We start from the raw sequence: 21,188 nt of genomic DNA on the forward strand, positions 1-21,188 counted from the left end.
ACAAAGAGAGGCGGAACGGGAGCCGAGCCGAAAGCCGCGCGACCGCCGCCTCGCGGCTCAAGGGGATCGATGACTGAGTATGGCCGGGGCGAAGGCTCCGAACCGTGGCATCCGGAGGACCCGTTGTACGGGGACGGCGGATGGGGCGGACAGCAGGCCCACACGGGCCAGCAGTCCCCCTACGGCGGCCAGCCGCAGCACTATCCGCAGCAGCCGCAGCAGCCGCAGTACGACGATGGAAGCTGGGGCGACGGCCAGCAGGCCGCATACGGTCAGGCGCAACAGCAGTACCAGCAGCAGTACGACCAGCAGCAGCACGGTCAGCAGCAGGGTCAGCAGCAGTACGGCGACCAGCAGTACCAGCAGCAGTACGACCAGCAGCAGTACGGCCAGCAGCAGTACGCGCCCCAGCCCCAGCAGCAGTACGACAACGGTTCCTGGGGCACCGGCACGCACGCGCACGTGCCGTACACCGACCCGTCGGACCCGTACGCACAGCAGCAGCAGGGCGTGGCGTACGGCGCGGAGCAGCAGCCCGACTTCTACGGCACGCCGGACGCCTACCCGCCGCCGGAGCCGCCCGCGCGTCGGCGCACCGAACCCGAACCGCAGCAGGCCGACTGGGATCCCGGCCCCGACCAGGGCGAGCACGCCTTCTTCTCGGGCGCCGACGACGACGAGGACGACGCGGGCGACAGGGACGACCCGAAGAGCGGCCGCGGCGGCGACCGCAAAGGCCGGGGTGGCAAGCCCAAGAAGCGCCGCAGCGGGTGCGCCTGTCTGGTGGTCCTGCTGGTGTTCGGCGGAGGCCTGGGCGGGGTCGGCTACTTCGGGTACCAGTTCTACAAGGATCGTTTCGGCACGGCTCCGGACTACGCGGGGGACGGCACGGGCGAGGTGGTGTCCGTGGTCATCCCGAAGGGTGCCTACGGATCGACCATCGGCCAGAAGCTGAAAGAGGCGGGGGTCGTCAAGAGCGTCGACGCCTTCGTCGCGGCTCAGGAGCAGAACTCCAAGGGGAAGACCCTGCAGGCGGGCGCCTATCTGCTGAAGAAGCAGATGTCCGCCGCGAGCGCCATCGAAATGATGCTCGACCCCAAGAGCCAGAACAACGTGCTGGTCAGGCCGGGCGAGCGCAATATCAGCGTCTACAAGGCGATCGACCAGCAGCTCGAACTGTCGGCCGGCACCACCAGGAAAGCCGCCGACAAGGGGTACAAGAGCCTCGGTCTGCCGAGCTGGGCGAACAGCAACAAGGACATCAAGGACCCGCTGGAGGGCTTCCTCTATCCGGGCACCTATCCCGCGGCCAAGGGCATGAAGCCCGAGACGGTCCTGAAGGAGATGGTGAGCCAGGCCGCCGAGAAGTACGAGGCGCTCGACCTGACTGCCAAGGCCAAGGCGCTGAAGCTGGACAACCCGCTGCAGGTCATCACGGTCGCGAGTCTCGTCCAGGCGGAGGGCAAGACCGACGACGACTACCGCAAGATGGCGGAGGTCGTCTACAACCGCCTCGATCTCGCGAACCCCGAGACCTATGGACTGCTGCAGTTCGACTCGACCTTCAATTACCTGAAGAACGAGAGCAACATCAACATCAGTGAGTCCGAGATCAACAGCAACCAGGACCCGTACAACACGTACACGCAGAAGGGTCTGCCGCCCGGTCCGATCGGAAACCCGGGCGACGGTGCGATCAAGGCGACACTGGATCCGACGGACGACGGCTGGTACTACTTCGTGGCCGTCGACGGCGTCAGCAAGACCGAGTTCGCCAAGACGCATGCCGCGTTCCTCAAGCTCAAGGACAAGTTCGATGCCAGCTCGGGCAGCTGACGCCCGCCGGGCCGCCGTGCTCGGCAAGCCCATCGCCCACTCCCTCTCGCCGGTGCTGCACCGCGCCGCGTACAAGGAGCTGGGACTCGCCGACTGGTCGTACGACCGGTTCGAGCTCGACGAGGCCGCGCTGCCCGGGTTCTTCGCCGAACTCGGCCCGGAGTGGGCCGGGCTCTCGGTGACCATGCCGCTGAAGCGGGCGGTCATCCCGCTGCTCGACGAGATCAGTGAGACGGCCGCCTCGGTGGACACGGTCAACACCGTCGTGTTCACCGAGGACGGCCGCCGGGTCGGCGACAACACCGACATCCCCGGCATGGTCGCGGCCCTGCGCGAACACGGCATCGAACAGGTCGACTCCGCCGCCATCCTCGGCGCCGGCGCCACCGCCTCCTCCGCGCTCGCCGCGCTGGCCCGGATCTGCACCGGTGAGGTCGTCGCCTACGTACGCAGTGGGGCACGCGCCGCCGAGATGCGGCAGTGGGGCGAGCGGCTGGACGTCGAGGTCCGGACGGCGGACTGGGCGGACGCCGGGCAGGCCCTGCACGCACCGCTCGTCATCGCGACGACTCCGGCCGGTGCGACCGACGCGCTGGCCTCGGCGCTGCCGGAGCGGCCCGCCACCCTCTTCGACGTGCTCTACGACCCGTGGCCCACCGAGCTCGCCGCCCGCTGGTCCGCGTACGGCGGGGCCGTCGTCAGCGGGCTCGACCTGCTGGTGCACCAGGCGGTGCTGCAGGTCGAGCAGATGACGGGACGTGCCCCGGCCCCGCTGGACGCCATGCGCAAGGCGGGCGAGCACGCGCTCGCGGCCCGCTAGGGCAGGTCAGGACGCGCTGAGACCCGCTCGGTCCCGGGCCCCGGCGGCGGGATCCCGTCCGCCCTGTGGACCGGCGGCCTGTCCCGGCGCCCGGACGTGGGAGGATCGGAGGTGGCGGGCCAGGGCCGCGCACCTGGTCGGGCCGTCGCCGTACGCGAGGACACGTGTACGAAGGGCAGTACCAGGGCGCGAGCACTGAGGAGCACCGTTGAGCAGGTTGCGCTGGCTGACCGCGGGCGAGTCCCACGGTCCCGCACTCGTCGCGACGCTGGAGGGACTTCCCGCCGGCGTGCCGATCACCACGGAGATGGTGGCGGACCACCTGGCCCGGCGCCGACTCGGCTATGGACGCGGCGCCCGCATGAAGTTCGAGCGTGACGAGATCACGTTCATCGGCGGTGTGCGGCACGGCCTCACCCTCGGCTCGCCCGTCGCGATCATGGTGGGCAACACCGAGTGGCCGAAGTGGGAGCAGGTCATGGCGGCCGACCCCGTCGACTCCGAGATCCTCGCGGGCCTGGCCCGCAACGCCCCGCTGACCCGCCCGCGCCCCGGCCACGCCGACCTCGCCGGCATGCAGAAGTACGGCTTCGACGAGGCCCGGCCGATCCTGGAGCGCGCCTCCGCCCGAGAGACGGCGGCCCGGGTGGCGCTGGGCGCGGTGGCCCGGTCGTACCTCAAGGAGACGGCCGGCATCGAGATCGTCTCGCACGTCGTCGAGCTGGCCGCCGCGAAGGCGCCGTACGGCGTGTACCCCAGGCCCTCGGACGTCGAGAAGCTGGACGCCGACCCGGTGCGCTGCCTGGACGCGGACGCGTCGAAGGCGATGGTCGCGGAGATCGACCAGGCCCACAAGGACGGCGACACCCTCGGCGGTGTGGTCGAGGTGCTGGCCTACGGCGTGCCGGTGGGCCTGGGCTCGCACGTGCACTGGGACCGCAGGCTGGACGCCCGGCTGGCCGCCGCCCTCATGGGCATCCAGGCGATCAAGGGCGTCGAGGTCGGCGACGGCTTCGACCTGGCGCGGGTGCCCGGCTCCCAGGCGCACGACGAGATCGTCGCCACCGACGAGGGCATCCGGCGGGCCACCGGCCGTTCCGGTGGCACAGAGGGCGGCCTGACCACCGGTGAGCTGCTGCGGGTGCGGGCCGCGATGAAGCCGATCGCGACCGTGCCCCGGGCACTGAAGACCGTGGACGTCGTCACCGGCGAGGCCACTCAGGCCCACCACCAGCGCTCGGACGTGTGCGCGGTGCCGGCCGCCGGCATCGTCGCGGAGGCGATGGTCGCGCTGGTCCTCGCGGACGCCGTCGCGGAGAAGTTCGCCGGCGACAGCGTCGCCGAGACCCACCGCAACGTGCGGTCGTACCTCGACAACCTCCCGGTCCGATGAGCGCTGTGCCGCTGGTCGTCCTGGTCGGCCCGATGGGCGTCGGCAAGTCCACCGTCGGACAGCTCCTCGCCGAGCGGCTCGGGGTCGGTTACCGGGACACCGACGAGGACATCGTCGCCGAGCAGGGCCGGAGCATCGCCGAGATCTTCGTCGACGAGGGCGAGCCGGCTTTTCGCGCGATCGAGAAGCGGGCCGTGCACACGGCACTCGCCGACCACGACGGCGTCCTCGCGCTGGGCGGCGGCGCGGTCCTGGACGAGGACACCCGCGCGCTGCTCGCCGGGCAGCGCGTCGTCTACCTCTCCATGGACGTCGAGGAAGCGGTCAAGCGCACCGGCCTGAACGCGGCCCGGCCACTGCTCGCCGTCAATCCGCGCAAGCAGTGGCGCGAGCTGATGGAGGCGCGGCGGCACCTGTACGAGCAAATCGCCACCGCGGTCGTGTCCACGGACGGCCGTACGCCCGAAGCGGTCACCCAAGCGGCCATGGACGCACTGGAGTTGAAGGAAGCATGAGCGAGGCAGTCACCCGCATCCAGGTCGGCGGTACCGCGGGCAGCGAGCCCTACGAGGTCCTCGTCGGCCGGCAACTCCTGGGCGAACTCGGCGCGTTGATCGGCGACAGGGCCAAGCGGGTCGCGATCGTGCACCCCGAGGCGCTGGCCGAGACCGGCGAAGCGCTCCGTGCCGACCTGGCCGAGCAGGGCTTCGAGGCCGTCGCCATCCAGGTGCCCAACGCCGAGGAGGCCAAGACCGCCGAGGTCGCCTCCTACTGCTGGAAGGCGCTCGGCCAGTCCGGCTTCACCCGCACGGACGTCGTCGTCGGAGTCGGCGGCGGTGCGACCACGGACCTCGCCGGGTTCGTGGCCGCGACCTGGCTGCGCGGGGTGCGCTGGATCGCCATCCCCACCACCGTGCTGGCCATGGTGGACGCGGCCGTCGGAGGCAAGACCGGCATCAACACCGCCGAGGGCAAGAACCTCGTCGGCGCCTTCCACCCGCCGGCCGGCGTGCTGTGCGACCTGGCCGCGCTGGACTCCCTCCAGGTCAACGACTACGTCTCCGGGCTCGCCGAGGTGATCAAGGCCGGCTTCATCGCCGACCCGACGATCCTGGAGCTCGTCGAGTCCGACCCGGAGGCCGCGCGCACTCCGGCGGGCCCGCACACCGCGGAGCTCATCGAGCGGTCCATCCGGGTCAAGGCCGAGGTCGTCTCCTCCGACCTGAAGGAGTCGGGCCTCAGGGAGATCCTCAACTACGGCCACACGCTCGCGCACGCCATCGAGAAGAACGAGCGCTACCAGTGGCGCCACGGTGCGGCGGTCTCGGTCGGCATGCACTTCGCCGCCGAACTCGGCCGCCTCGCGGGCCGGTTGGACGACGCCACGGCCGACCGCCACCGCACGGTCCTGGAATCGGTCGGGCTGCCCCTGCACTACCGCTACGACCAGTGGCCCAAGCTGCTGGAGAACATGAAGGTCGACAAGAAGTCCCGCGGCGACCTGCTGCGCTTCATCGTCCTGGACGGGCTGGCCAAGCCCACCGTCCTGGAGGGCCCCGACCCGGCCGTCCTCCTCGCCGCGTACGGCGAAGTGGGCGAGTAGATCCCCGAGTGCGCCTTCCGACCGATTCCCCTTGCCTGATGGGGCACTTCGGACCGCCCCCGGCCGTTGCACCAAACGACGGCCGGGGGCGGTACCGTTCCGACGGGAGCCCCTCCCACGCCCTTTAGGCTGTGGGGGAGCGGGACTTACCCGCGCTGTCAGCACCCATTGCCTGTACGAGACGGAGTGGCACCGGATGCAGCACGCAGTGGGTTCTCCGCTGCCGCCGCCCCACCAGCCGGGGCACGGACCGGCCGTCGGCTGGTCGCCGGCCGCACACCACCCGGGTCCGCAGCACCCGGGCGCACATCAGGGTTCCGCCCCCGTGCCCCCGCCGCCCGTACCCGCTCCGGGCTTCGCCGGCGCCCCGTCGGCGCAGGTACCGCCCGCGCCGCAGCACGCCCCGGCCTCGCCGGTGCCGGACACCACCGGCCATCTGCCGCTGCCGTCCGGCGCCCCCGTCGCCATGCCGAGCGCGCCGCCCGCCCCGGCCGCCGCCGACCCGGCCGGCACCACCCTCGCGGTCCTGCTCATCGGCCCGGCCGGTGCCGGCAAGACCAGCGTCGCCAAGTACTGGGCGGACCACCGCCGGGTCCCCACCGCCCACATCAGCCTCGACGACGTACGCGAATGGGTCCGCTCGGGCTTCGCCGACCCGCAGTCCGGGTGGAACGACCACTCCGAGGCCCAGTACCGCCTGGCCCGCCGCACCTGCGGCTTCGCCGCCCGCAACTTCCTGGCCAACGGCATCTCGTGCATCCTCGACGACGCCGTGTTCCCCGACCGCCCGGTCGTCGGCCTCGGCGGCTGGAAGCGCCACGTGGGCCCCGGCCTGCTGCCGGTGGTTCTGTTGCCGGGCCTGGAGATCGTCCTGGAGCGCAACGCCGAGCGCTCCGGAAACCGCCGCCTCACCGACGACGAGGTCGCCCGCATCCACGGCCGCATGGCGGGCTGGTACGGCTCGGGCCTGCCCATCATCGACAACTCCCAGTTGGACGTACCGCAGACGGCCCAGATCCTGGACGACGTACTGGCCAGGTCGATAGCGAGCCCGCCGAGCTGGTGAACGCGGCGGACTGAGCCGGCGCCAGGTGCGCGGGGCCGTACCGACATGCGGCTCCGCCGCGTGGGCGCGGCCGGCCCCCACCGGCCCGCACCCGGAAAAACAACGGGATCACGCACCGCGGTCCCCCAAACGGCACCCTCCCAACCAGCACAATCCGGGCACCCCTCCTACGCTCGTGTCATGTCAGAGGTCTACGCTGCCCGCCGAGCCCGCCTACGGGAACGCTGCCAAGCCGGCGGCAGCTCCTCCGCGCTGGTCTCCCGCCCCGCCAACGTCCGCTACCTCGCCGGCACCGCCCCGCGCGGCGCCGTCCTGCTGCTCGGCAGGATCGAGGACCTGCTGCTGTGTCCCGGCCCGCCGGACGACCGCCCCGCGGACGGGCGGCCCGACGAGGCGCTGCGCGTGCAGCGGCTGTCCGGCTCCGGCGGTGATCCCGCCGTCGCGGCGGCCGACCTCGCGGCCGGGCAGGGCGGCGAGTCCCTTGCCGTCGAGGAGCACCACCTGACCGTCGCCCGGCATCGCGCCATCCGCTCGGTCGTGCCCCGGCTGCGCCTGGCCGACCTGGGCGGCGGGGTGGAGCAGCTGCGCCTGGTGAAGGACGAGGAGGAGATCTCCTGCCTCAGGATCGGCGCCGAGATCGCCGACCAGGCCCTCGGCGAACTGCTGGAGTCCATCCTCGTCGGCCGCACCGAACGTCACCTGGCTCTCGAACTGGAACGCCGCCTCGTCGACCACGGCGCCGACGGCCCCGCTTTCGCGACCTCCGTCGGCACCGGCCCGAACTCCGGCAGACCCGGCCACCGCCCCACCGACCGGAGGGTCGAGGAGGGCGACTTCCTCTCCGTCTGCCTCGGCGCGACCTATCGCGGCTACCGGTGCGAGATCGGCCGCACCTTCGTCATCGGTACGTCCCCGGCGGACTGGCAGATCGAGCTGTACGACCTGGTTTTCGCCGCTCAGCGGGCCGGCCGGGAGAGCCTGGTCCCCGGCGCCGCCTACCGCGACGTGGACCGTGCCGCACGCCAGGTGCTGGACTCCGCGGGGTACGCGGAAAGCCTTCCGGCCCTGACGGGGCACGGTGTGGGACTCGAAATCGACGAGGACCCGCAGCTGGCCCCCGCGGCCATGGGTAAACTGGACGCTTGCGTGCCGGTCACCGTCGAACCGGGGGTCCACCTCCCGGGCCGGGGCGGTGTCCGGATCGATGACACGCTCGTCGTCCGCCCCGAGGCGGACGGCGGCCCAGAGCTACTCACCATCACGACCAAGGAGCTGCTCGCGCTTTAGCCGCGCGTGCGCCGGGGTCGTCCACGTCAGTCCAGGAGATTCCGCAACCGTGGCTTCCACGAACGACCTCAAGAACGGCCTGGTGCTCAAGCTCGACGGAGGCCAGCTGTGGTCCGTCGTCGAGTTCCAGCACGTCAAGCCCGGCAAGGGCCCGGCCTTCGTGCGCACCAAGCTGAAGAACGTGCTTTCCGGGAAGGTCGTCGACAAGACGTTCAACGCCGGCGTCAAGGTCGAGACGGCCACGATCGACAAGCGCGACATGCAGTTCTCCTACATGGACGGCGAGTACTTCGTCTTCATGGACATGGAGACCTACGACCAGCTCATGGTCGACCGCAAGGCCGTCGGTGACGCCGCCAACTTCCTGATCGAGGGCTTCACCGCCACCGTCGCGCAGCACGAGGGCGAGGTACTCTTCGTCGAGCTGCCCGCCGCCGTCGAGCTCGTCATCCAGGAGACCGAGCCGGGCGTCCAGGGCGACCGTTCCACCGGTGGCACCAAGCCCGCCATCCTGGAGACCGGTCACCAGATCAACGTCCCGCTCTTCATCACCACCGGTGAGAAGATCAAGGTCGACACCCGCACGAGCGACTACCTCGGCCGGGTGAACAGCTAACCGTGGCTGCCCGCAATACGGCCCGCAAGCGCGCCTTCCAGATCCTCTTCGAGGGCGACCAGCGCGACGCGGACGTCCTGACCGTCCTCGCGGACTGGATCCGGCTCTCCCGGGGAGACACCCGGCAGCCGCCGGTGAGCGAGTACACGATGCAGCTGGTCGAGGGGTACGCGCAGCACGCGACGCGCATCGACGAGCTGATCGCCCAGTACTCGGTCGGCTGGACGCTCGACCGGATGCCCGTCGTCGACCGCAACATCCTGCGCCTCGGCGCCTACGAGCTGATCTGGGCGGACGAGACGCCGGACGCGGTCGTGCTCGACGAGATGGTGCAGCTGGCGAAGGAGTTCTCCACGGACGAGTCGCCCTCGTTCGTGAACGGCCTGCTCGGCCGGTTCAAGGACCTCAAGCCCTCGCTGCGCCGCGACCAGGCGTAGACGAGCCCAGGACAGACCTGGCGCCAGAGGTACGCATTGCCGAGGGGCCCACAGCAGTGATGCTGTGGGCCCTCTGGCGTTCCTGGTGCGCCTGATGGCGTTCCCGTGCCTCTGGGGGCCTTCAGGCCCGCAGAAAGCCGCCGGGGTGGCCGGAACCGTGAAGTTCCGGCCACCCCGGCGGCACGTTTCTGCTCAGATGAGAAGCGGCTCAGCTGTCCTCGTGGGAGGCGACCGCACGCCGCGCGTCGGCGTCCAGGACGCCCCAGCTGATCAGCTGCTCGGTGAGGACCGAGGGCGACTGGTCGTAGATGACGGCGAGTGTGCGCAGGTCGTCCTGACGGATCGAGAGCACCTTGCCGTTGTAGTCACCGCGCTGGGACTGGATCGTGGCGGCATACCGCTGGAGGGGACCCGCCTTCTCGGCCGGCACGTGTGCCAGCCGCTCCAGGTCCAGGACCAGCTTCGGCGGCGGCTCGGCGGCCCCGCCCGGAGTGGTGCCCGGCAGCAGCTCCTGCACCGGAACGCCGTAGAAATCCGCCAGCTCGGCGAGTCGCTGCACGGTCACGGCGCGGTCGCCACGCTCGTACGAACCGACCACGACGGCCTTCCAACGCCCCTGGGACTTCTCCTCGACACCGTGGAGGGAAAGGCCCTGCTGGGTGCGGATGGCCCGGAGCTTGGCCCCGAGCTGTTTGGCGTATTCGCTGGACATATAGCTCCCCGGACACTGTGTCGACGCGGCTGGGTCTGTTCCGTGCCGCGCGGCTGGTAACTCACTGTGAGGTTACGCAGCGTTACTCTGCCGCGTCAAGCCGAATGGTCCGCACCGACGCTTCCGTGGTATCGGTGACCGGTTGGGCCAGGGGGGTGATCTGGGACGCCGTCCGGGCCTGCTACCGTGGATGGCGCAAATCCGACGTCCTTTAAGGTCCGTCCCGTGAGGCGGAGAAGGAGGTCCGTTTTCTATGGACACTCAAGCGTCCGATGCAAGGCCGGTTCTCGAAGGCCCTGACATCGCGCGGGTACTGACCCGCATCGCCCACGAGATCGTCGAGCGCGCCAAGGGCGCCGACGACGTGGTGCTCCTCGGCATCCCGACGCGGGGCGTCTTCCTCGCCCAGCGGCTCGCCGCCAAGCTCCAGGAGATCACCGACCGCAAGATCCCGGTCGGCTCCCTCGACATCACCATGTACCGCGACGACCTGCGCATGCACCCGCCGCGTGCGCTGGCCCGTACCGACATCCCCGGTGACGGCATCGACGGCAGACTGGTCGTCCTCGTCGACGACGTGCTCTTCTCCGGCCGCACCATCCGAGCCGCCCTCGACGCCCTGAACGACATCGGGCGCCCCCGCGCGGTCCAGCTCGCGGTCCTCGTGGACCGAGGCCACCGCGAACTGCCCATCCGCGCCGACTACGTCGGCAAGAACCTCCCCACGTCACTGCGGGAGACGGTCAAGGTCCAGCTCGCCGAGGAGGACGGTCGCGACACCGTGCTGCTCGGGGTGAAGCCGGCCGCCCCGGGCGAGCAGTAGCGCCCAGCGGTACGCCCCTGAGTGCGCGACCGCGCGCTTGCATGCCCGCATTCTCCTGAACTGCCTTACGGAGCCTGACAGATGCAGCGTCATCTCATCTCGGCCGCCGACCTCACCCGCGACGACGCCGTCCTGATCCTCGACACCGCCGAGGAGATGGCCCGGGTCGCCGACCGGCCGATCAAGAAACTGCCGACCCTGCGCGGCCGTACCGTCGTCAACCTCTTCTTCGAGGACTCCACCCGGACCCGGATCTCCTTCGAGGCCGCCGAGAAGCGCCTGTCCGCCGACGTCATCAACTTCTCCGCCAAGGGGTCGAGCGTGTCCAAGGGCGAGTCCCTGAAGGACACCGCCCAGACCCTGGAAGCCATGGGCGTGGACGCCGTCGTCATCCGGCACGGCGCCTCCGGAGCGCCGTACCGCCTGGCCAACTCCGGCTGGATCGACGCGGCCGTCATCAACGCCGGTGACGGCACCCACCAGCACCCCACGCAGGCGCTGCTGGACGCCTTCACCATGCGCCGCCGGCTCGTCGGCCGGGATGCCGGGCTCGGGCAGGACCTCGACGGCAAGCGGATCACGATCGTCGGCGACGTCCTGCACAGCCGGGTCGCCCGCTCCAACGTCGACCTGCTGCACACCCTCGGCGCCGAGGTCACCCTCGTCGCCCCGCCCACCCTGGTGCCGGTCGGCGTCGAGACCTGGCCCTGCGAGATCTCGTACGACCTGGACAGCACGCTTCCCAAGTCCGACGCGGTGATGATGCTGCGCGTCCAGCGGGAGCGGATGAACGCCGCGTTCTTCCCGACCGAGCGCGAGTACGCGCGGCGCTACGGCCTCGACGGCGAGCGCATGGCGCGGATGCCCGAGCACGCCATCGTGATGCACCCCGGTCCGATGGTCCGCGGCATGGAGATCACCGCCGAGGTCGCCGACTCCGACCGCTGCACCGTCGTCGAGCAGGTCGCGAACGGGGTCTCCATCCGGATGGCCGTCCTCTACCTGCTCCTGGGCGGCAACGAACCCGCCGTCAGCCACACCCGTACCGAGGAGAAGTAAGACAGATGAGCAAGATCCTGATCCGTGGTGCGAAGGTGCTCGGCGGCGAGCCGCAGGACGTGCTGATCGACGGCGCGACCATCGCCGGGGTGGGCGTCGGTCTGCCGGCCGAGGGCGCGGAGGTCGTCGACGCCGACGGCAAGGTGCTCCTGCCGGGTCTCGTGGACCTGCACACCCACCTGCGCGAGCCGGGCCGCGAGGACTCCGAGACCGTGCTGACCGGCACGCGCGCGGCCGCCTCCGGCGGCTTCACCGCCGTGTTCGCCATGGCCAACACCTTCCCGGTGGCCGACACGGCCGGAGTGGTCGAGCAGGTCTACCGGCTGGGACAGCAGCACGGCTACTGCGACGTCCAGCCCATCGGTGCCGTCACCGTCGGCCTGGAGGGCAAGAAGCTCGCCGAGCTGGGCGCCATGCACGAGTCGGCCGCCGGCGTCACCGTCTTCTCCGACGACGGCAAGTGCGTCGACGACGCCGTGATGATGCGCCGGGCGCTGGAGTACGTGAAGGCGTTCGGCGGGGTCGTCGCCCAGCACGCGCAGGAGCCGCGGCTGACCGAGGGCGCCCAGATGAACGAGGGCGTCGTCTCCGCCGAGCTGGGGCTCGGGGGCTGGCCGGCGGTGGCCGAGGAATCGATCATCGCCCGGGATGTCCTGCTCGCCGAGCACGTCGGTTCCCGCGTCCACATCTGCCACCTGTCGACCGCGGGCTCGGTGGAGATCGTGCGCTGGGCCAAGTCCCGCGGCATCGACGTCACCGCCGAGGTCACCCCGCACCACCTCCTGCTCACGGACGAGCTGGTACGGACGTACAACCCGGTCTTCAAGGTCAACCCGCCGCTGCGCACCGAGCGCGACGTGTTCGCGCTGCGCGAGGCGCTCGCCGACGGCACGATCGACATCGTGGCCACCGACCACGCCCCGCACCCGCACGAGGACAAGGACTGCGAGTGGGCCGCGGCCGCCATGGGCATGGTCGGTCTGGAGACGGCGCTGTCGGTGGTCCAGGAGACGATGGTGGACACCGGACTGCTCGACTGGGCGCAGGTCGCCGACCGTATGTCCTTCGCGCCGGCCCGGATCGGGCAGGCCAAGGGCCACGGCCGTCCCGTCTCGGCAGGTGAGCCCGCCAACCTCGCTCTCGTCGACACGGAATACCGTGGATCCGTGGACCCCGCGGGCTTCGCCTCGCGCAGCCGCAACACGCCCTACGAGGGGCGCGAGCTGCCGGGCCGTGTCACGCACACCTGGCTCCGGGGCAAGGCCACGTTCGTCGACGGGAAGCTCACGTGACACCTGTAATTCTGCTGGCCGCCGAGAAGGAATCGGCTCAGGTCACCGACTGGGCCGCCCGCATCGGCTGGCTGGTCGGCCTCGCCCTGTTCGTCGCGCTCGTCTACTGGCTGATGCGCGAGGGCTGGAAGTGGCGCGGCACCCTCCAGGGCGACCTGCCCGAGCTGCCCACCGCGCCGCAGGAGCCCGGCGCGGCGAGACTGACGATGAGCGGCCGCTACCACGGCTCCACCACCGCCGGTCACTGGCTCGACCGCATCGTGGCGCACGGCCTGGGCACCCGCAGCCGGGTCGAGCTCACGCTGACGGACGCGGGGCTGGACGTCGTACGTCCGGGAGCGACGGACTTCTTCGTCCCTCTCGAGGCGCTGCGCGAGGCCCGGCTCGACAAGGGCATCGCCGGCAAGGTGCTGACCGAGGGCGGACTGCTCGTGGTGACCTGGGCGCACGGCGAGAGGCTGCTCGACTCCGGGTTCCGCTCCGAGCGCGCGGCCGAGCACAACGAGTGGGTCGACGTCATTAACTCCATGATCAAAACAACCACCAGGGAAGGCGCCGAACGATGACGACCTCCGCCAAGGGAATCGCTTCCGACACGAAGGCGCCTCCCGCCGTACTCGTCCTGGAGGACGGCCGCACCTTCCGCGGCCGTGCCTACGGGGCCGTGGGGGTGACCTTCGGCGAGGCCGTGTTCTCCACCGGGATGACCGGCTACCAGGAGACGCTCACCGACCCGTCGTACCACCGCCAGGTCGTCGTGATGACCGCCCCGCACGTCGGCAACACCGGCGTCAACGACGAAGACCACGAGTCGAAGCAGATCTGGGTCGCCGGATACGTCGTGCGCGACCCCGCGCGCGTGCCGTCCAACTGGCGCTCCCGCCGCTCGCTCGACGACGAGCTGCGCCGGCAGGGTGTCGTCGGGATCTCCGGCATCGACACCCGCGCGCTGACCCGCCACCTGCGCGAGCGCGGCGCCATGCGCGTCGGCATCTTCTCCGGCCACGCGCTGCCCGACGAGGACACCATGCTCACCGAGGTCCGCCAGGCCCCCGAGATGAAGGGCGCGGACCTCTCCGCGGAGGTCGCCACCAAGGAGACGTACGTCGTCCCGGCGATCGGCGAGAAGAAGTTCACCGTCGCCGCGATCGACCTCGGCATCAAGGGCATGACCCCGCGCCGCATGGCCGAGCGCGGCATAGAGGTGCACGTGCTGCCGGCGACGGCGTCGGTCGAGGAGGTGTACGCGGCCGGCCCGGACGGCGTGTTCTTCTCCAACGGGCCCGGCGACCCGGCCACCGCCGACCACCCGGTCGCGCTGATGCGGGCGGTGCTGGAGCGCGGGACCCCGCTCTTCGGCATCTGCTTCGGCAACCAGATCCTGGGCCGCGCGCTGGGCTTCGGCACGTACAAGCTGAAGTACGGCCACCGCGGCATCAACCAGCCGGTGCAGGACCGTTCCACCGGCAAGGTCGAGGTCACCGCGCACAACCACGGCTTCGCCGTCGACGCCCCGCTGGACAAGGTCTCCGACACCCCGTTCGGCCGCGCCGAGGTGTCCCACGTGTGCCTCAACGACAACGTGGTGGAGGGGCTCCAGCTCCTCGACCGCCCCGCCTTCAGCGTCCAGTACCACCCCGAAGCGGCAGCCGGCCCGCACGACGCCGCCTACCTGTTCGACCGCTTCGTATCCCTGATGGAGGGCCAGCGTGCCTAAGCGCCCCGATATCCAGTCCGTCCTGGTCATCGGCTCCGGCCCGATCGTCATCGGCCAGGCCGCCGAGTTCGACTACTCCGGCACCCAGGCGTGCCGCGTCCTCAAGGCCGAGGGCCTGCGCGTCATCCTGGTCAACTCCAACCCGGCGACGATCATGACCGACCCGGAGATCGCCGACGCCACCTACGTCGAGCCGATCACCCCCGAGTTCGTCGAGAAGATCATCGCCAAGGAGCGGCCGGACGCGCTGCTGCCGACGCTCGGGGGCCAGACCGCCCTCAACACCGCGATCTCCATGCACGAGCAGGGTGTGCTGGAGAAGTACGGTGTCGAGCTGATCGGCGCCAACGTCGAAGCGATCAACAAGGGCGAGGACCGCGACCTCTTCAAGGACGTCGTCGAGGCCGTCCGCCAGAAGATCGGGCACGGCGAGTCCGCCCGGTCCTACATCTGTCACTCGATGGACGACGTGCTGAAGGGGGTGGAGCAGCTCGGCGGCTACCCCGTCGTCGTCCGTCCCTCCTTCACCATGGGCGGCGCCGGCTCCGGCTTCGCGCACGACGAGGAGGAGCTGCGCCGGATCGCCGGTCAGGGCCTCACACTGTCTCCCACCACCGAGGTGCTCCTGGAGGAGTCCATCCTCGGCTGGAAGGAGTACGAGCTGGAGCTCATGCGCGACAAGAACGACAACGTCGTGGTCGTCTGCTCCATCGAGAACTTCGACCCGATGGGCGTCCACACCGGCGACTCGATCACCGTCGCCCCCGCGATGACGCTGACCGACCGCGAGTACCAGCGCCTGCGGGACATCGGCATCGCGATCATCCGCGAAGTCGGCGTCGACACCGGTGGCTGCAACATCCAGTTCGCGGTCGACCCGGTCGACGGCCGCATCATCGTCATCGAGATGAACCCGCGCGTCTCGCGCTCCTCGGCCCTCGCCTCCAAGGCCACCGGCTTCCCGATCGCCAAGATCGCCGCCAAGCTGGCCGTCGGCTACACCCTCGACGAGATCCCGAACGACATCACGGAGAAGACCCCGGCATCCTTCGAGCCGACCCTCGACTACGTGGTCGTCAAGGCCCCGCGGTTCGCCTTCGAGAAGTTCCCCTCGGCCGACTCGACGCTGACCACGACCATGAAGTCGGTCGGCGAGGCCATGGCCATCGGCCGCAACTTCACCGAGGCGTTCCAGAAGGCGCTGCGCTCGCTGGAGAAGAAGGGCTCGCAGTTCACCTTCGTCGGCGAGACGGGCGACAAGAAGGAGCTCCTGGAGGCTTCGGTCCGCCCCACCGACGGCCGGATCAACACGGTCATGCAGGCGATCCGCGCCGGTGCCACGCCCGAGGAGATCTTCGAGTACACGAGGATCGACCCCTGGTTCGTGGACCAGCTGTTCCTGATCAAGGAGATCGCCGACGAACTCGCCGCCGCCGAGCGCCTGGACGCCGAGCTGCTCGGCGAGGCCAAGCGGCACGGCTTCTCCGACCAGCAGATCGGTGAGATCCGGGGGCTGCGCGAGGACGTCGTGCGCGAGGTGCGGCACGCGCTGGGCGTGCGCCCGGTGTACAAGACGGTCGACACCTGCGCCGCCGAGTTCGCCGCGAAGACGCCGTACTTCTACTCCTCCTACGACGAGGAGACCGAGGTCGCGCCCCGCGAGAAGCCCGCGGTGATCATCCTGGGCTCCGGCCCCAACCGCATCGGCCAGGGCATCGAGTTCGACTACTCCTGTGTCCACGCCTCCTTCGCGCTGAGCGACGCCGGGTACGAGACCGTGATGGTCAACTGCAACCCGGAGACCGTCTCCACGGACTACGACACCTCCGACCGCCTGTACTTCGAGCCGCTGACGCTGGAAGACGTGCTGGAGATCGTCCACGCGGAGGCCCAGGCCGGCCCGATCGCGGGCGTGCTCGTGCAGCTCGGCGGCCAGACCCCGCTGGGTCTGGCGCAAGCCCTCAAGGACAACGGCGTACCCGTCGTGGGCACCCCGCCCGAGGCGATCCACGCCGCCGAGGACCGCGGCGCCTTCGGCCGCGTGCTCGCCGAGGCCGGTCTCCCGGCCCCCAAGCACGGCACCGCGACCACCTTCGCGGGCGCCAAGGCCATCGCCGACGAGATCGGCTACCCGGTCCTGGTGCGGCCGTCGTACGTCCTCGGCGGCCGCGGCATGGAGATCGTCTACGACGAGACCCGCCTGGAGTCGTACATCGCCGAGTCCACCGAGATCAGCCCCTCCCGGCCGGTCCTGGTCGACCGCTTCCTCGACGACGCGATCGAGATCGACGTCGACGCCCTGTACGACGGCGAGGAGCTCTACCTCGGCGGTGTCATGGAGCACATCGAGGAGGCCGGCATCCACTCCGGCGACTCGGCGTGCGCGCTGCCGCCGATCACGCTCGGCGGCTTCGACATCAAGCGCCTGCGGGCCTCCACCGAGGCCATCGCCAAGGGCGTCGGCGTCCGCGGCCTGATCAACATCCAGTTCGCGATGGCCGGCGACATCCTGTACGTCCTCGAAGCCAACCCGCGTGCCTCCCGCACCGTCCCCTTCACCTCGAAGGCGACCGCGGTGCCGCTGGCGAAGGCCGCCGCCAGGATCTCCCTGGGCGCGACCGTCGCCGAGCTGCGCGCGGAGGGGCTGCTCCCGGCGACCGGTGACGGCGGCGAACTCCCGCTCGACGCGCCGATCTCCGTCAAGGAGGCCGTCATGCCGTGGTCGCGCTTCCGCGACATCCACGGGCGGGGCGTGGACACGGTCCTCGGCCCGGAGATGCGCTCCACCGGCGAGGTCATGGGCATCGACTCGGTCTTCGGCACGGCGTACGCCAAGTCGCAGGCCGGCGCCTACGGCCCGCTGCCCACCAAGGGCCGCGCCTTCATCTCGGTCGCCAACCGCGACAAGCGCTCGATGATCTTCCCGGCGCGCGAACTGGTCGCCCACGGCTTCGAGCTGCTCGCCACCTCCGGCACGGCCGAGGTCCTCAAGCGCAACGGCATCAACGCCACGGTCGTGCGCAAGCAGTCCGAGGGCACCGGTCCGAACGGCGAGAAGACCATCGTCCAGCTCATCCACGACGGCGAGGTCGACCTCATCGTCAACACCCCGTACGGCACCGGCGGCCGCCTCGACGGCTACGAGATCCGTACGGCGGCCGTGGCGCGGTCCGTGCCGTGTCTGACGACCGTCCAGGCGCTCGCGGCGGCCGTCCAGGGCATCGACGCCCTCAACCACGGAGACGTGGGCGTCCGATCGCTCCAGGAACACGCGCGACACCTGACCGCGGCCCGCGACTAGCAGCCCTGAGGGGGACACCGGAAGGTGTCCCCCTCTTCATGAGGACCCCAGAGGACTCTCGCGATGTACAAGCTCTTCTTCCGTCTGGTCTTCACCCGGATGGACCCCGAGAAAGCCCACTACCTGGCCTTCCGCTGGATCCGGCTCGCCGTCCGGATCCCCGTCCTGCGGACGTTCGTCGCCGCCGCCCTCGCGCCCCGCCACAAGGAGCTGCGCACGGAGGCCTTCGGGCTGCGGATGCACGGCCCCTTCGGGCTCGCCGCCGGCTTCGACAAGAACGCCGTCGCCATCGACGGCATGTCGATGCTCGGCTTCGACCACGTCGAGATCGGCACGGTCACGGGGGAGGCGCAGCCCGGCAACCCCAAGCAGCGGCTGTTCCGGCTCGTGAAGGACCGCGCGCTGATCAACCGCATGGGCTTCAACAACGACGGCTCGCTGACCGTCGCCGCCCGCCTGGCCTCCCGCACGCCCGTCTTCAGGACCGTCGTCGGCGTCAACATCGGCAAGACCAAGGCCGTCCCGGAGGAGGAGGCCGTCGGCGACTACGTGAAGTCGGCCGAGCGGCTGGCCCCGTACGCCGACTACCTGGTCGTGAACGTGTCGTCGCCGAACACCCCGGGGCTGCGCAATCTCCAGGCCACCGAGGCGCTGAGGCCCCTTCTGAGCGCCGTCCGCGAGGCCGCCGACCGCGCGGCCACCTCGCGCCGCGTCCCGCTCCTGGTGAAGATCGCGCCGGACCTCGCCGACGCGGACGTCGACGCGGTCGCGGATCTGGCCGTCGAGCTCGGCCTGGACGGGATCATCGCCACCAACACCACCATCGCGCGCGAGGGCCTCGGCCTGACGTCCGCGCCAGGCCTGGTGAAGGAGACCGGCGGGCTGTCCGGAGCGCCCCTCAAGGCGCGTTCCCTGGAGGTGCTGCGCCGCCTCTACGCGCGCGTGGGCGACCGGATCACCCTGGTGGGCGTCGGCGGCATCGAGAACGCCGAGGACGCCTGGCAGCGCATCCTGGCGGGCGCCACACTGGTCCAGGGGTACAGCGCCTTCATCTACGAGGGCCCCTTCTGGGGCCGCGCCATCCACAAGGGACTCGCCGCGCGTCTGCGCACGAGCCCCTACGCGACCCTCGCCGACGCGGTCGGCGCCGACGTGAGGAAGACGGCATGACCGAGCCCTTCGGTGCCCGGCTGCGCCGCGCCATGGACTACCGCGGCCCGCTGTGCGTAGGCATCGACCCGCACGCCGCCCTGCTCACCGAGTGGGGCCTGAACGACGACGTGGCCGGCCTGGAGCGGTTCAGCCGCACGGTCGTCGAGGCGATGGCCGACCGGGTCGCCGTCCTCAAGCCGCAGAGCGCCTTCTTCGAGCGCTTCGGCTCGCGAGGCGTCGCCGTCCTTGAGAAGACGGTCGCCGAGGCGCGAGCGGCAGGCGCGCTGGTCGTGATGGACGCCAAGCGCGGCGACATCGGCTCGACCATGGCCGCGTACGCCGAGTCCTTCCTGCTCAAGGACGCGCCGCTGTTCTCCGACGCGCTGACCGTCTCGCCGTACCTCGGCTACGGCTCGCTCGGGCCGGCCGTCGAGCTGGCGCGGGAGACCGGCACGGGCCTGTTCGTGCTCGCCCTGACGTCGAACCCGGAGGGCGGCGAGGTCCAGCACGCGGTCCGCGCCGACGGCCGCGACGTCGGAGCGACGATGCTGGCCCACCTGGCCGCCGAGAACGCGGGAGAGGGGCCCCTGGGGTCCTTCGGGGCCGTCGTGGGCGCCACGCTGGGCGACCTGTCGTCGTACGACCTGGACATCAACGGGCCGCTCCTGGCGCCCGGGATCGGCGCCCAGGGGGCCACTCCGGCCGACCTTCCGGGCGTTTTCGGTGCGGTCGTGCGCAACGTCGTGCCGAACGTCAGCCGGGGTGTGTTGCGCCACGGTCCCGACGTCGTCGCACTGCGTGACGCCGCGGACCGCTTCGCGGAGGAGATCCGGGCCGCGGTGGCGGCCGCCTGAGGCCTTCGCCTCGGTGCTCGAGTCCTCCGATGAGTGGTCCGGAGCCGACTTGAGTCTGAATACATCCTCAAATCCTGGGCAATATGTCTGAAATGTCCGGCCTGGCGGAGGCTGACCAGGACTTTTCCGCTGTTCTCGCTGACTCTGGCGCACTTGGCCGCTAGTCTCCGACGAGAGCGAACGGGCAAGCGTGTTGCTCGTAGCTCCCCAGGTGTGGGGCGACTAGGTTCCTCACCGGTCCGTATCCGACAGTTCGACATCCGAGGTGACGTAGGCGTGGCTCTTCCGCCCCTTACCCCTGAACAGCGCGCAGCCGCGCTCGAAAAGGCCGCCGCGGCTCGCCGGGAGCGGGCCGAGGTCAAGAATCGACTCAAGCACTCCGGCGCCTCCCTGCACGAGGTCATCAAGCAGGGCCAGGAGAACGACGTCATCGGCAAGATGAAGGTCTCCGCGCTGCTCGAGTCCCTGCCAGGCGTGGGCAAGGTCCGCGCCAAGCAGATCATGGAGCGACTCGGCATCTCCGAAAGCCGCCGTGTGCGCGGCCTCGGTTCCAACCAGATCGCCTCCCTGGAACGTGAGTTCGGCAGCACCGGCTCCTGAACCCCGGGTCACTCCGGGAAGGGAGTCCCGGGCACTCCGGGATTGCTGGAATAATCGCTGCATGAGTGAACGTCCGCGGCTGACCGTGCTCTCCGGCCCCTCCGGGGTCGGCAAGAGCACGGTCGTCGCTCATATGCGCAAGGAACACCCCGAGGTCTGGCTCTCGGTGTCGGCGACGACCCGCAAGCCTCGTCCTGGCGAGAAGCACGGAGTCCAGTACTTCTTCGTCACCGACGAGGAGATGGACAAGCTGATCGCCAACGGTGAGCTGCTGGAGTGGGCCGAGTTCGCCGGCAACCGCTACGGCACGCCGCGTGCGGCCGTGCTGGAGCGCCTGGAGGCGGGCGAGCCCGTGCTCCTGGAGATCGACCTCCAGGGTGCCCGGCAGGTCCGCGAGTCCATGAAGGACGCCCAGCTGGTGTTCCTGGCTCCGCCCTCCTGGGAGGAGCTGGTGCGCAGACTCACCGGTCGAGGCACCGAGCCGCCCGAGGTGATCGAGCGCCGCCTGGAGGCGGCGAAGATCGAACTGGCGGCCGAGCCGGAGTTCGACGTGACCCTGGTCAACACCTCCGTCGAGGATGTAGCGCGCGAGCTGCTAGCCTTGATGGAAGTTGTGTGAT

20 protein-coding genes are annotated in these 21,188 nt (G+C 70.4%); 19 read left to right on the forward strand and 1 reads right to left on the reverse strand.

The window, feature by feature from the left end; genetic code table 11:
* Positions 1 to 69 precede the first annotated feature (69 nt).
* The 9 genes from mltG to nusB all read left to right on the forward strand — a co-directional run bounded on the left by mltG (position 70) and on the right by nusB (position 9,058).
* On the forward strand, positions 70 to 1,836 hold the full coding sequence (gene mltG, locus ACZ5XS_RS33565; protein WP_468657744.1) for an endolytic transglycosylase MltG: 1,767 nt from the start codon (positions 70 to 72) through the stop codon (positions 1,834 to 1,836).
* Positions 1,817 to 2,656: a shikimate dehydrogenase gene (locus ACZ5XS_RS33570; RefSeq protein ID WP_468657746.1), complete on the forward strand. Its 840-nt coding sequence runs from the start codon at positions 1,817 to 1,819 to the stop codon at positions 2,654 to 2,656. The genes mltG and ACZ5XS_RS33570 overlap by 20 nt, the downstream gene beginning before the upstream one ends.
* Positions 2,657 to 2,864: 208 nt before the next feature.
* Positions 2,865 to 4,049: a chorismate synthase gene (gene aroC / locus ACZ5XS_RS33575; RefSeq protein ID WP_468657748.1), complete on the forward strand. Its 1,185-nt coding sequence runs from the start codon at positions 2,865 to 2,867 to the stop codon at positions 4,047 to 4,049.
* Complete coding sequence (locus ACZ5XS_RS33580) at positions 4,046 to 4,564, forward strand: shikimate kinase (protein WP_468657750.1); 519 nt, start codon at positions 4,046 to 4,048, stop codon at positions 4,562 to 4,564. The genes aroC and ACZ5XS_RS33580 overlap by 4 nt, the downstream gene beginning before the upstream one ends.
* Positions 4,561 to 5,652, forward strand: a complete 1,092-nt coding sequence (gene aroB / locus ACZ5XS_RS33585) for a 3-dehydroquinate synthase (RefSeq protein ID WP_468657752.1) — start codon at positions 4,561 to 4,563, stop codon at positions 5,650 to 5,652. The genes ACZ5XS_RS33580 and aroB overlap by 4 nt, the downstream gene beginning before the upstream one ends.
* A gap of 196 nt (positions 5,653 to 5,848) precedes the next feature.
* Complete coding sequence (locus ACZ5XS_RS33590; RefSeq protein WP_468657754.1) at positions 5,849 to 6,718, forward strand: Pro-rich N-terminal domain-containing protein; 870 nt, start codon at positions 5,849 to 5,851, stop codon at positions 6,716 to 6,718.
* A 180-nt stretch (positions 6,719 to 6,898) separates the two neighbouring features.
* Complete coding sequence (locus tag ACZ5XS_RS33595; RefSeq protein WP_468657756.1) at positions 6,899 to 8,005, forward strand: aminopeptidase P family protein; 1,107 nt, start codon at positions 6,899 to 6,901, stop codon at positions 8,003 to 8,005.
* Positions 8,006 to 8,054: 49 nt separating this feature from the next.
* Positions 8,055 to 8,621 (forward strand): elongation factor P, encoded by a 567-nt coding sequence (gene efp / locus ACZ5XS_RS33600; protein WP_030038547.1) that lies wholly within the window; start codon positions 8,055 to 8,057, stop codon positions 8,619 to 8,621.
* Between the two features lie 2 nt (positions 8,622 to 8,623).
* Positions 8,624 to 9,058: a transcription antitermination factor NusB gene (nusB, locus tag ACZ5XS_RS33605; protein WP_217239609.1), complete on the forward strand. Its 435-nt coding sequence runs from the start codon at positions 8,624 to 8,626 to the stop codon at positions 9,056 to 9,058.
* Positions 9,059 to 9,266: 208 nt separating this feature from the next.
* Here nusB and bldD read toward each other — a convergent pair whose 3' ends face one another.
* The gene (gene bldD / locus ACZ5XS_RS33610) at positions 9,267 to 9,770 is read right to left on the reverse strand and encodes a transcriptional regulator BldD (protein WP_217239608.1); all 504 of its coding nucleotides are present in this window, start codon (positions 9,768 to 9,770) and stop codon (positions 9,267 to 9,269) included.
* 253 nt (positions 9,771 to 10,023) lie between these two features.
* Between bldD and pyrR the strand changes: the two genes are divergently transcribed.
* From pyrR to gmk, 10 genes are all read left to right on the forward strand, one after another.
* A complete protein-coding gene (gene pyrR / locus ACZ5XS_RS33615) occupies positions 10,024 to 10,593 on the forward strand; it encodes a bifunctional pyr operon transcriptional regulator/uracil phosphoribosyltransferase PyrR (protein ID WP_217239607.1) in 570 nt (189 codons plus the stop codon).
* An 81-nt stretch (positions 10,594 to 10,674) separates the two neighbouring features.
* Positions 10,675 to 11,652, forward strand: coding sequence for an aspartate carbamoyltransferase catalytic subunit (locus ACZ5XS_RS33620; protein ID WP_468657759.1), 978 nt, complete (start codon positions 10,675 to 10,677; stop codon positions 11,650 to 11,652).
* A gap of 5 nt (positions 11,653 to 11,657) precedes the next feature.
* Entirely contained in the window at positions 11,658 to 12,944 is a 1,287-nt protein-coding gene (locus ACZ5XS_RS33625) for a dihydroorotase (RefSeq protein ID WP_468657761.1), read from the forward strand.
* On the forward strand, positions 12,941 to 13,510 hold the full coding sequence (locus ACZ5XS_RS33630) for a PH-like domain-containing protein (RefSeq protein WP_468657763.1): 570 nt from the start codon (positions 12,941 to 12,943) through the stop codon (positions 13,508 to 13,510). The genes ACZ5XS_RS33625 and ACZ5XS_RS33630 overlap by 4 nt, the downstream gene beginning before the upstream one ends.
* Positions 13,507 to 14,661 carry a glutamine-hydrolyzing carbamoyl-phosphate synthase small subunit gene (gene carA, locus ACZ5XS_RS33635; RefSeq protein ID WP_468657765.1) on the forward strand — a complete coding sequence of 385 codons (1,155 nt, stop codon included), beginning with the start codon at positions 13,507 to 13,509 and terminating at the stop codon, positions 14,659 to 14,661. Before ACZ5XS_RS33630 ends, carA begins: the two co-directional genes overlap by 4 nt.
* Positions 14,654 to 17,962, forward strand: coding sequence for a carbamoyl-phosphate synthase large subunit (gene carB / locus ACZ5XS_RS33640; RefSeq protein WP_468657767.1), 3,309 nt, complete (start codon positions 14,654 to 14,656; stop codon positions 17,960 to 17,962). The genes carA and carB overlap by 8 nt, the downstream gene beginning before the upstream one ends.
* Positions 17,963 to 18,025: 63 nt before the next feature.
* On the forward strand, positions 18,026 to 19,132 hold the full coding sequence (locus ACZ5XS_RS33645; RefSeq protein ID WP_468657769.1) for a quinone-dependent dihydroorotate dehydrogenase: 1,107 nt from the start codon (positions 18,026 to 18,028) through the stop codon (positions 19,130 to 19,132).
* The gene (gene pyrF, locus ACZ5XS_RS33650; protein WP_468657771.1) at positions 19,129 to 19,968 is read left to right on the forward strand and encodes an orotidine-5'-phosphate decarboxylase; all 840 of its coding nucleotides are present in this window, start codon (positions 19,129 to 19,131) and stop codon (positions 19,966 to 19,968) included. Before ACZ5XS_RS33645 ends, pyrF begins: the two co-directional genes overlap by 4 nt.
* Positions 19,969 to 20,244: 276 nt before the next feature.
* The gene (locus ACZ5XS_RS33655) at positions 20,245 to 20,568 is read left to right on the forward strand and encodes an integration host factor (RefSeq protein ID WP_003977346.1); all 324 of its coding nucleotides are present in this window, start codon (positions 20,245 to 20,247) and stop codon (positions 20,566 to 20,568) included.
* A 61-nt stretch (positions 20,569 to 20,629) separates the two neighbouring features.
* Complete coding sequence (gene gmk / locus ACZ5XS_RS33660) at positions 20,630 to 21,187, forward strand: guanylate kinase (RefSeq protein ID WP_217239599.1); 558 nt, start codon at positions 20,630 to 20,632, stop codon at positions 21,185 to 21,187.
* Position 21,188: the final 1 nt, after the last annotated feature.

The sequence above is a fragment of the Streptomyces sp. NPDC033131 genome (genome assembly GCF_055578365.1).

What these genes read in the sequence shown, in the direction of transcription:
- mltG (WP_468657744.1), top strand. Translation starts at nt 70, where the DNA reads ATGACTGAGTATGGCCGGGGCGAAGGCTCCGAACCGTGGCATCCGGAG.
- ACZ5XS_RS33570 (WP_468657746.1), top strand. Translation starts at nt 1,817, where the DNA reads ATGCCAGCTCGGGCAGCTGACGCCCGCCGGGCCGCCGTGCTCGGCAAG.
- ACZ5XS_RS33580 (WP_468657750.1), top strand. Translation starts at nt 4,046, where the DNA reads ATGAGCGCTGTGCCGCTGGTCGTCCTGGTCGGCCCGATGGGCGTCGGC.
- aroB (WP_468657752.1), top strand. Translation starts at nt 4,561, where the DNA reads ATGAGCGAGGCAGTCACCCGCATCCAGGTCGGCGGTACCGCGGGCAGC.
- ACZ5XS_RS33590 (WP_468657754.1), top strand. Translation starts at nt 5,849, where the DNA reads ATGCAGCACGCAGTGGGTTCTCCGCTGCCGCCGCCCCACCAGCCGGGG.
- ACZ5XS_RS33595 (WP_468657756.1), top strand. Translation starts at nt 6,899, where the DNA reads ATGTCAGAGGTCTACGCTGCCCGCCGAGCCCGCCTACGGGAACGCTGC.
- bldD (WP_217239608.1), bottom strand. Translation starts at nt 9,770, where the DNA reads ATGTCCAGCGAATACGCCAAACAGCTCGGGGCCAAGCTCCGGGCCATC.
- pyrR (WP_217239607.1), top strand. Translation starts at nt 10,024, where the DNA reads ATGGACACTCAAGCGTCCGATGCAAGGCCGGTTCTCGAAGGCCCTGAC.
- ACZ5XS_RS33620 (WP_468657759.1), top strand. Translation starts at nt 10,675, where the DNA reads ATGCAGCGTCATCTCATCTCGGCCGCCGACCTCACCCGCGACGACGCC.
- ACZ5XS_RS33625 (WP_468657761.1), top strand. Translation starts at nt 11,658, where the DNA reads ATGAGCAAGATCCTGATCCGTGGTGCGAAGGTGCTCGGCGGCGAGCCG.
- carA (WP_468657765.1), top strand. Translation starts at nt 13,507, where the DNA reads ATGACGACCTCCGCCAAGGGAATCGCTTCCGACACGAAGGCGCCTCCC.
- ACZ5XS_RS33645 (WP_468657769.1), top strand. Translation starts at nt 18,026, where the DNA reads ATGTACAAGCTCTTCTTCCGTCTGGTCTTCACCCGGATGGACCCCGAG.
- pyrF (WP_468657771.1), top strand. Translation starts at nt 19,129, where the DNA reads ATGACCGAGCCCTTCGGTGCCCGGCTGCGCCGCGCCATGGACTACCGC.
- gmk (WP_217239599.1), top strand. Translation starts at nt 20,630, where the DNA reads ATGAGTGAACGTCCGCGGCTGACCGTGCTCTCCGGCCCCTCCGGGGTC.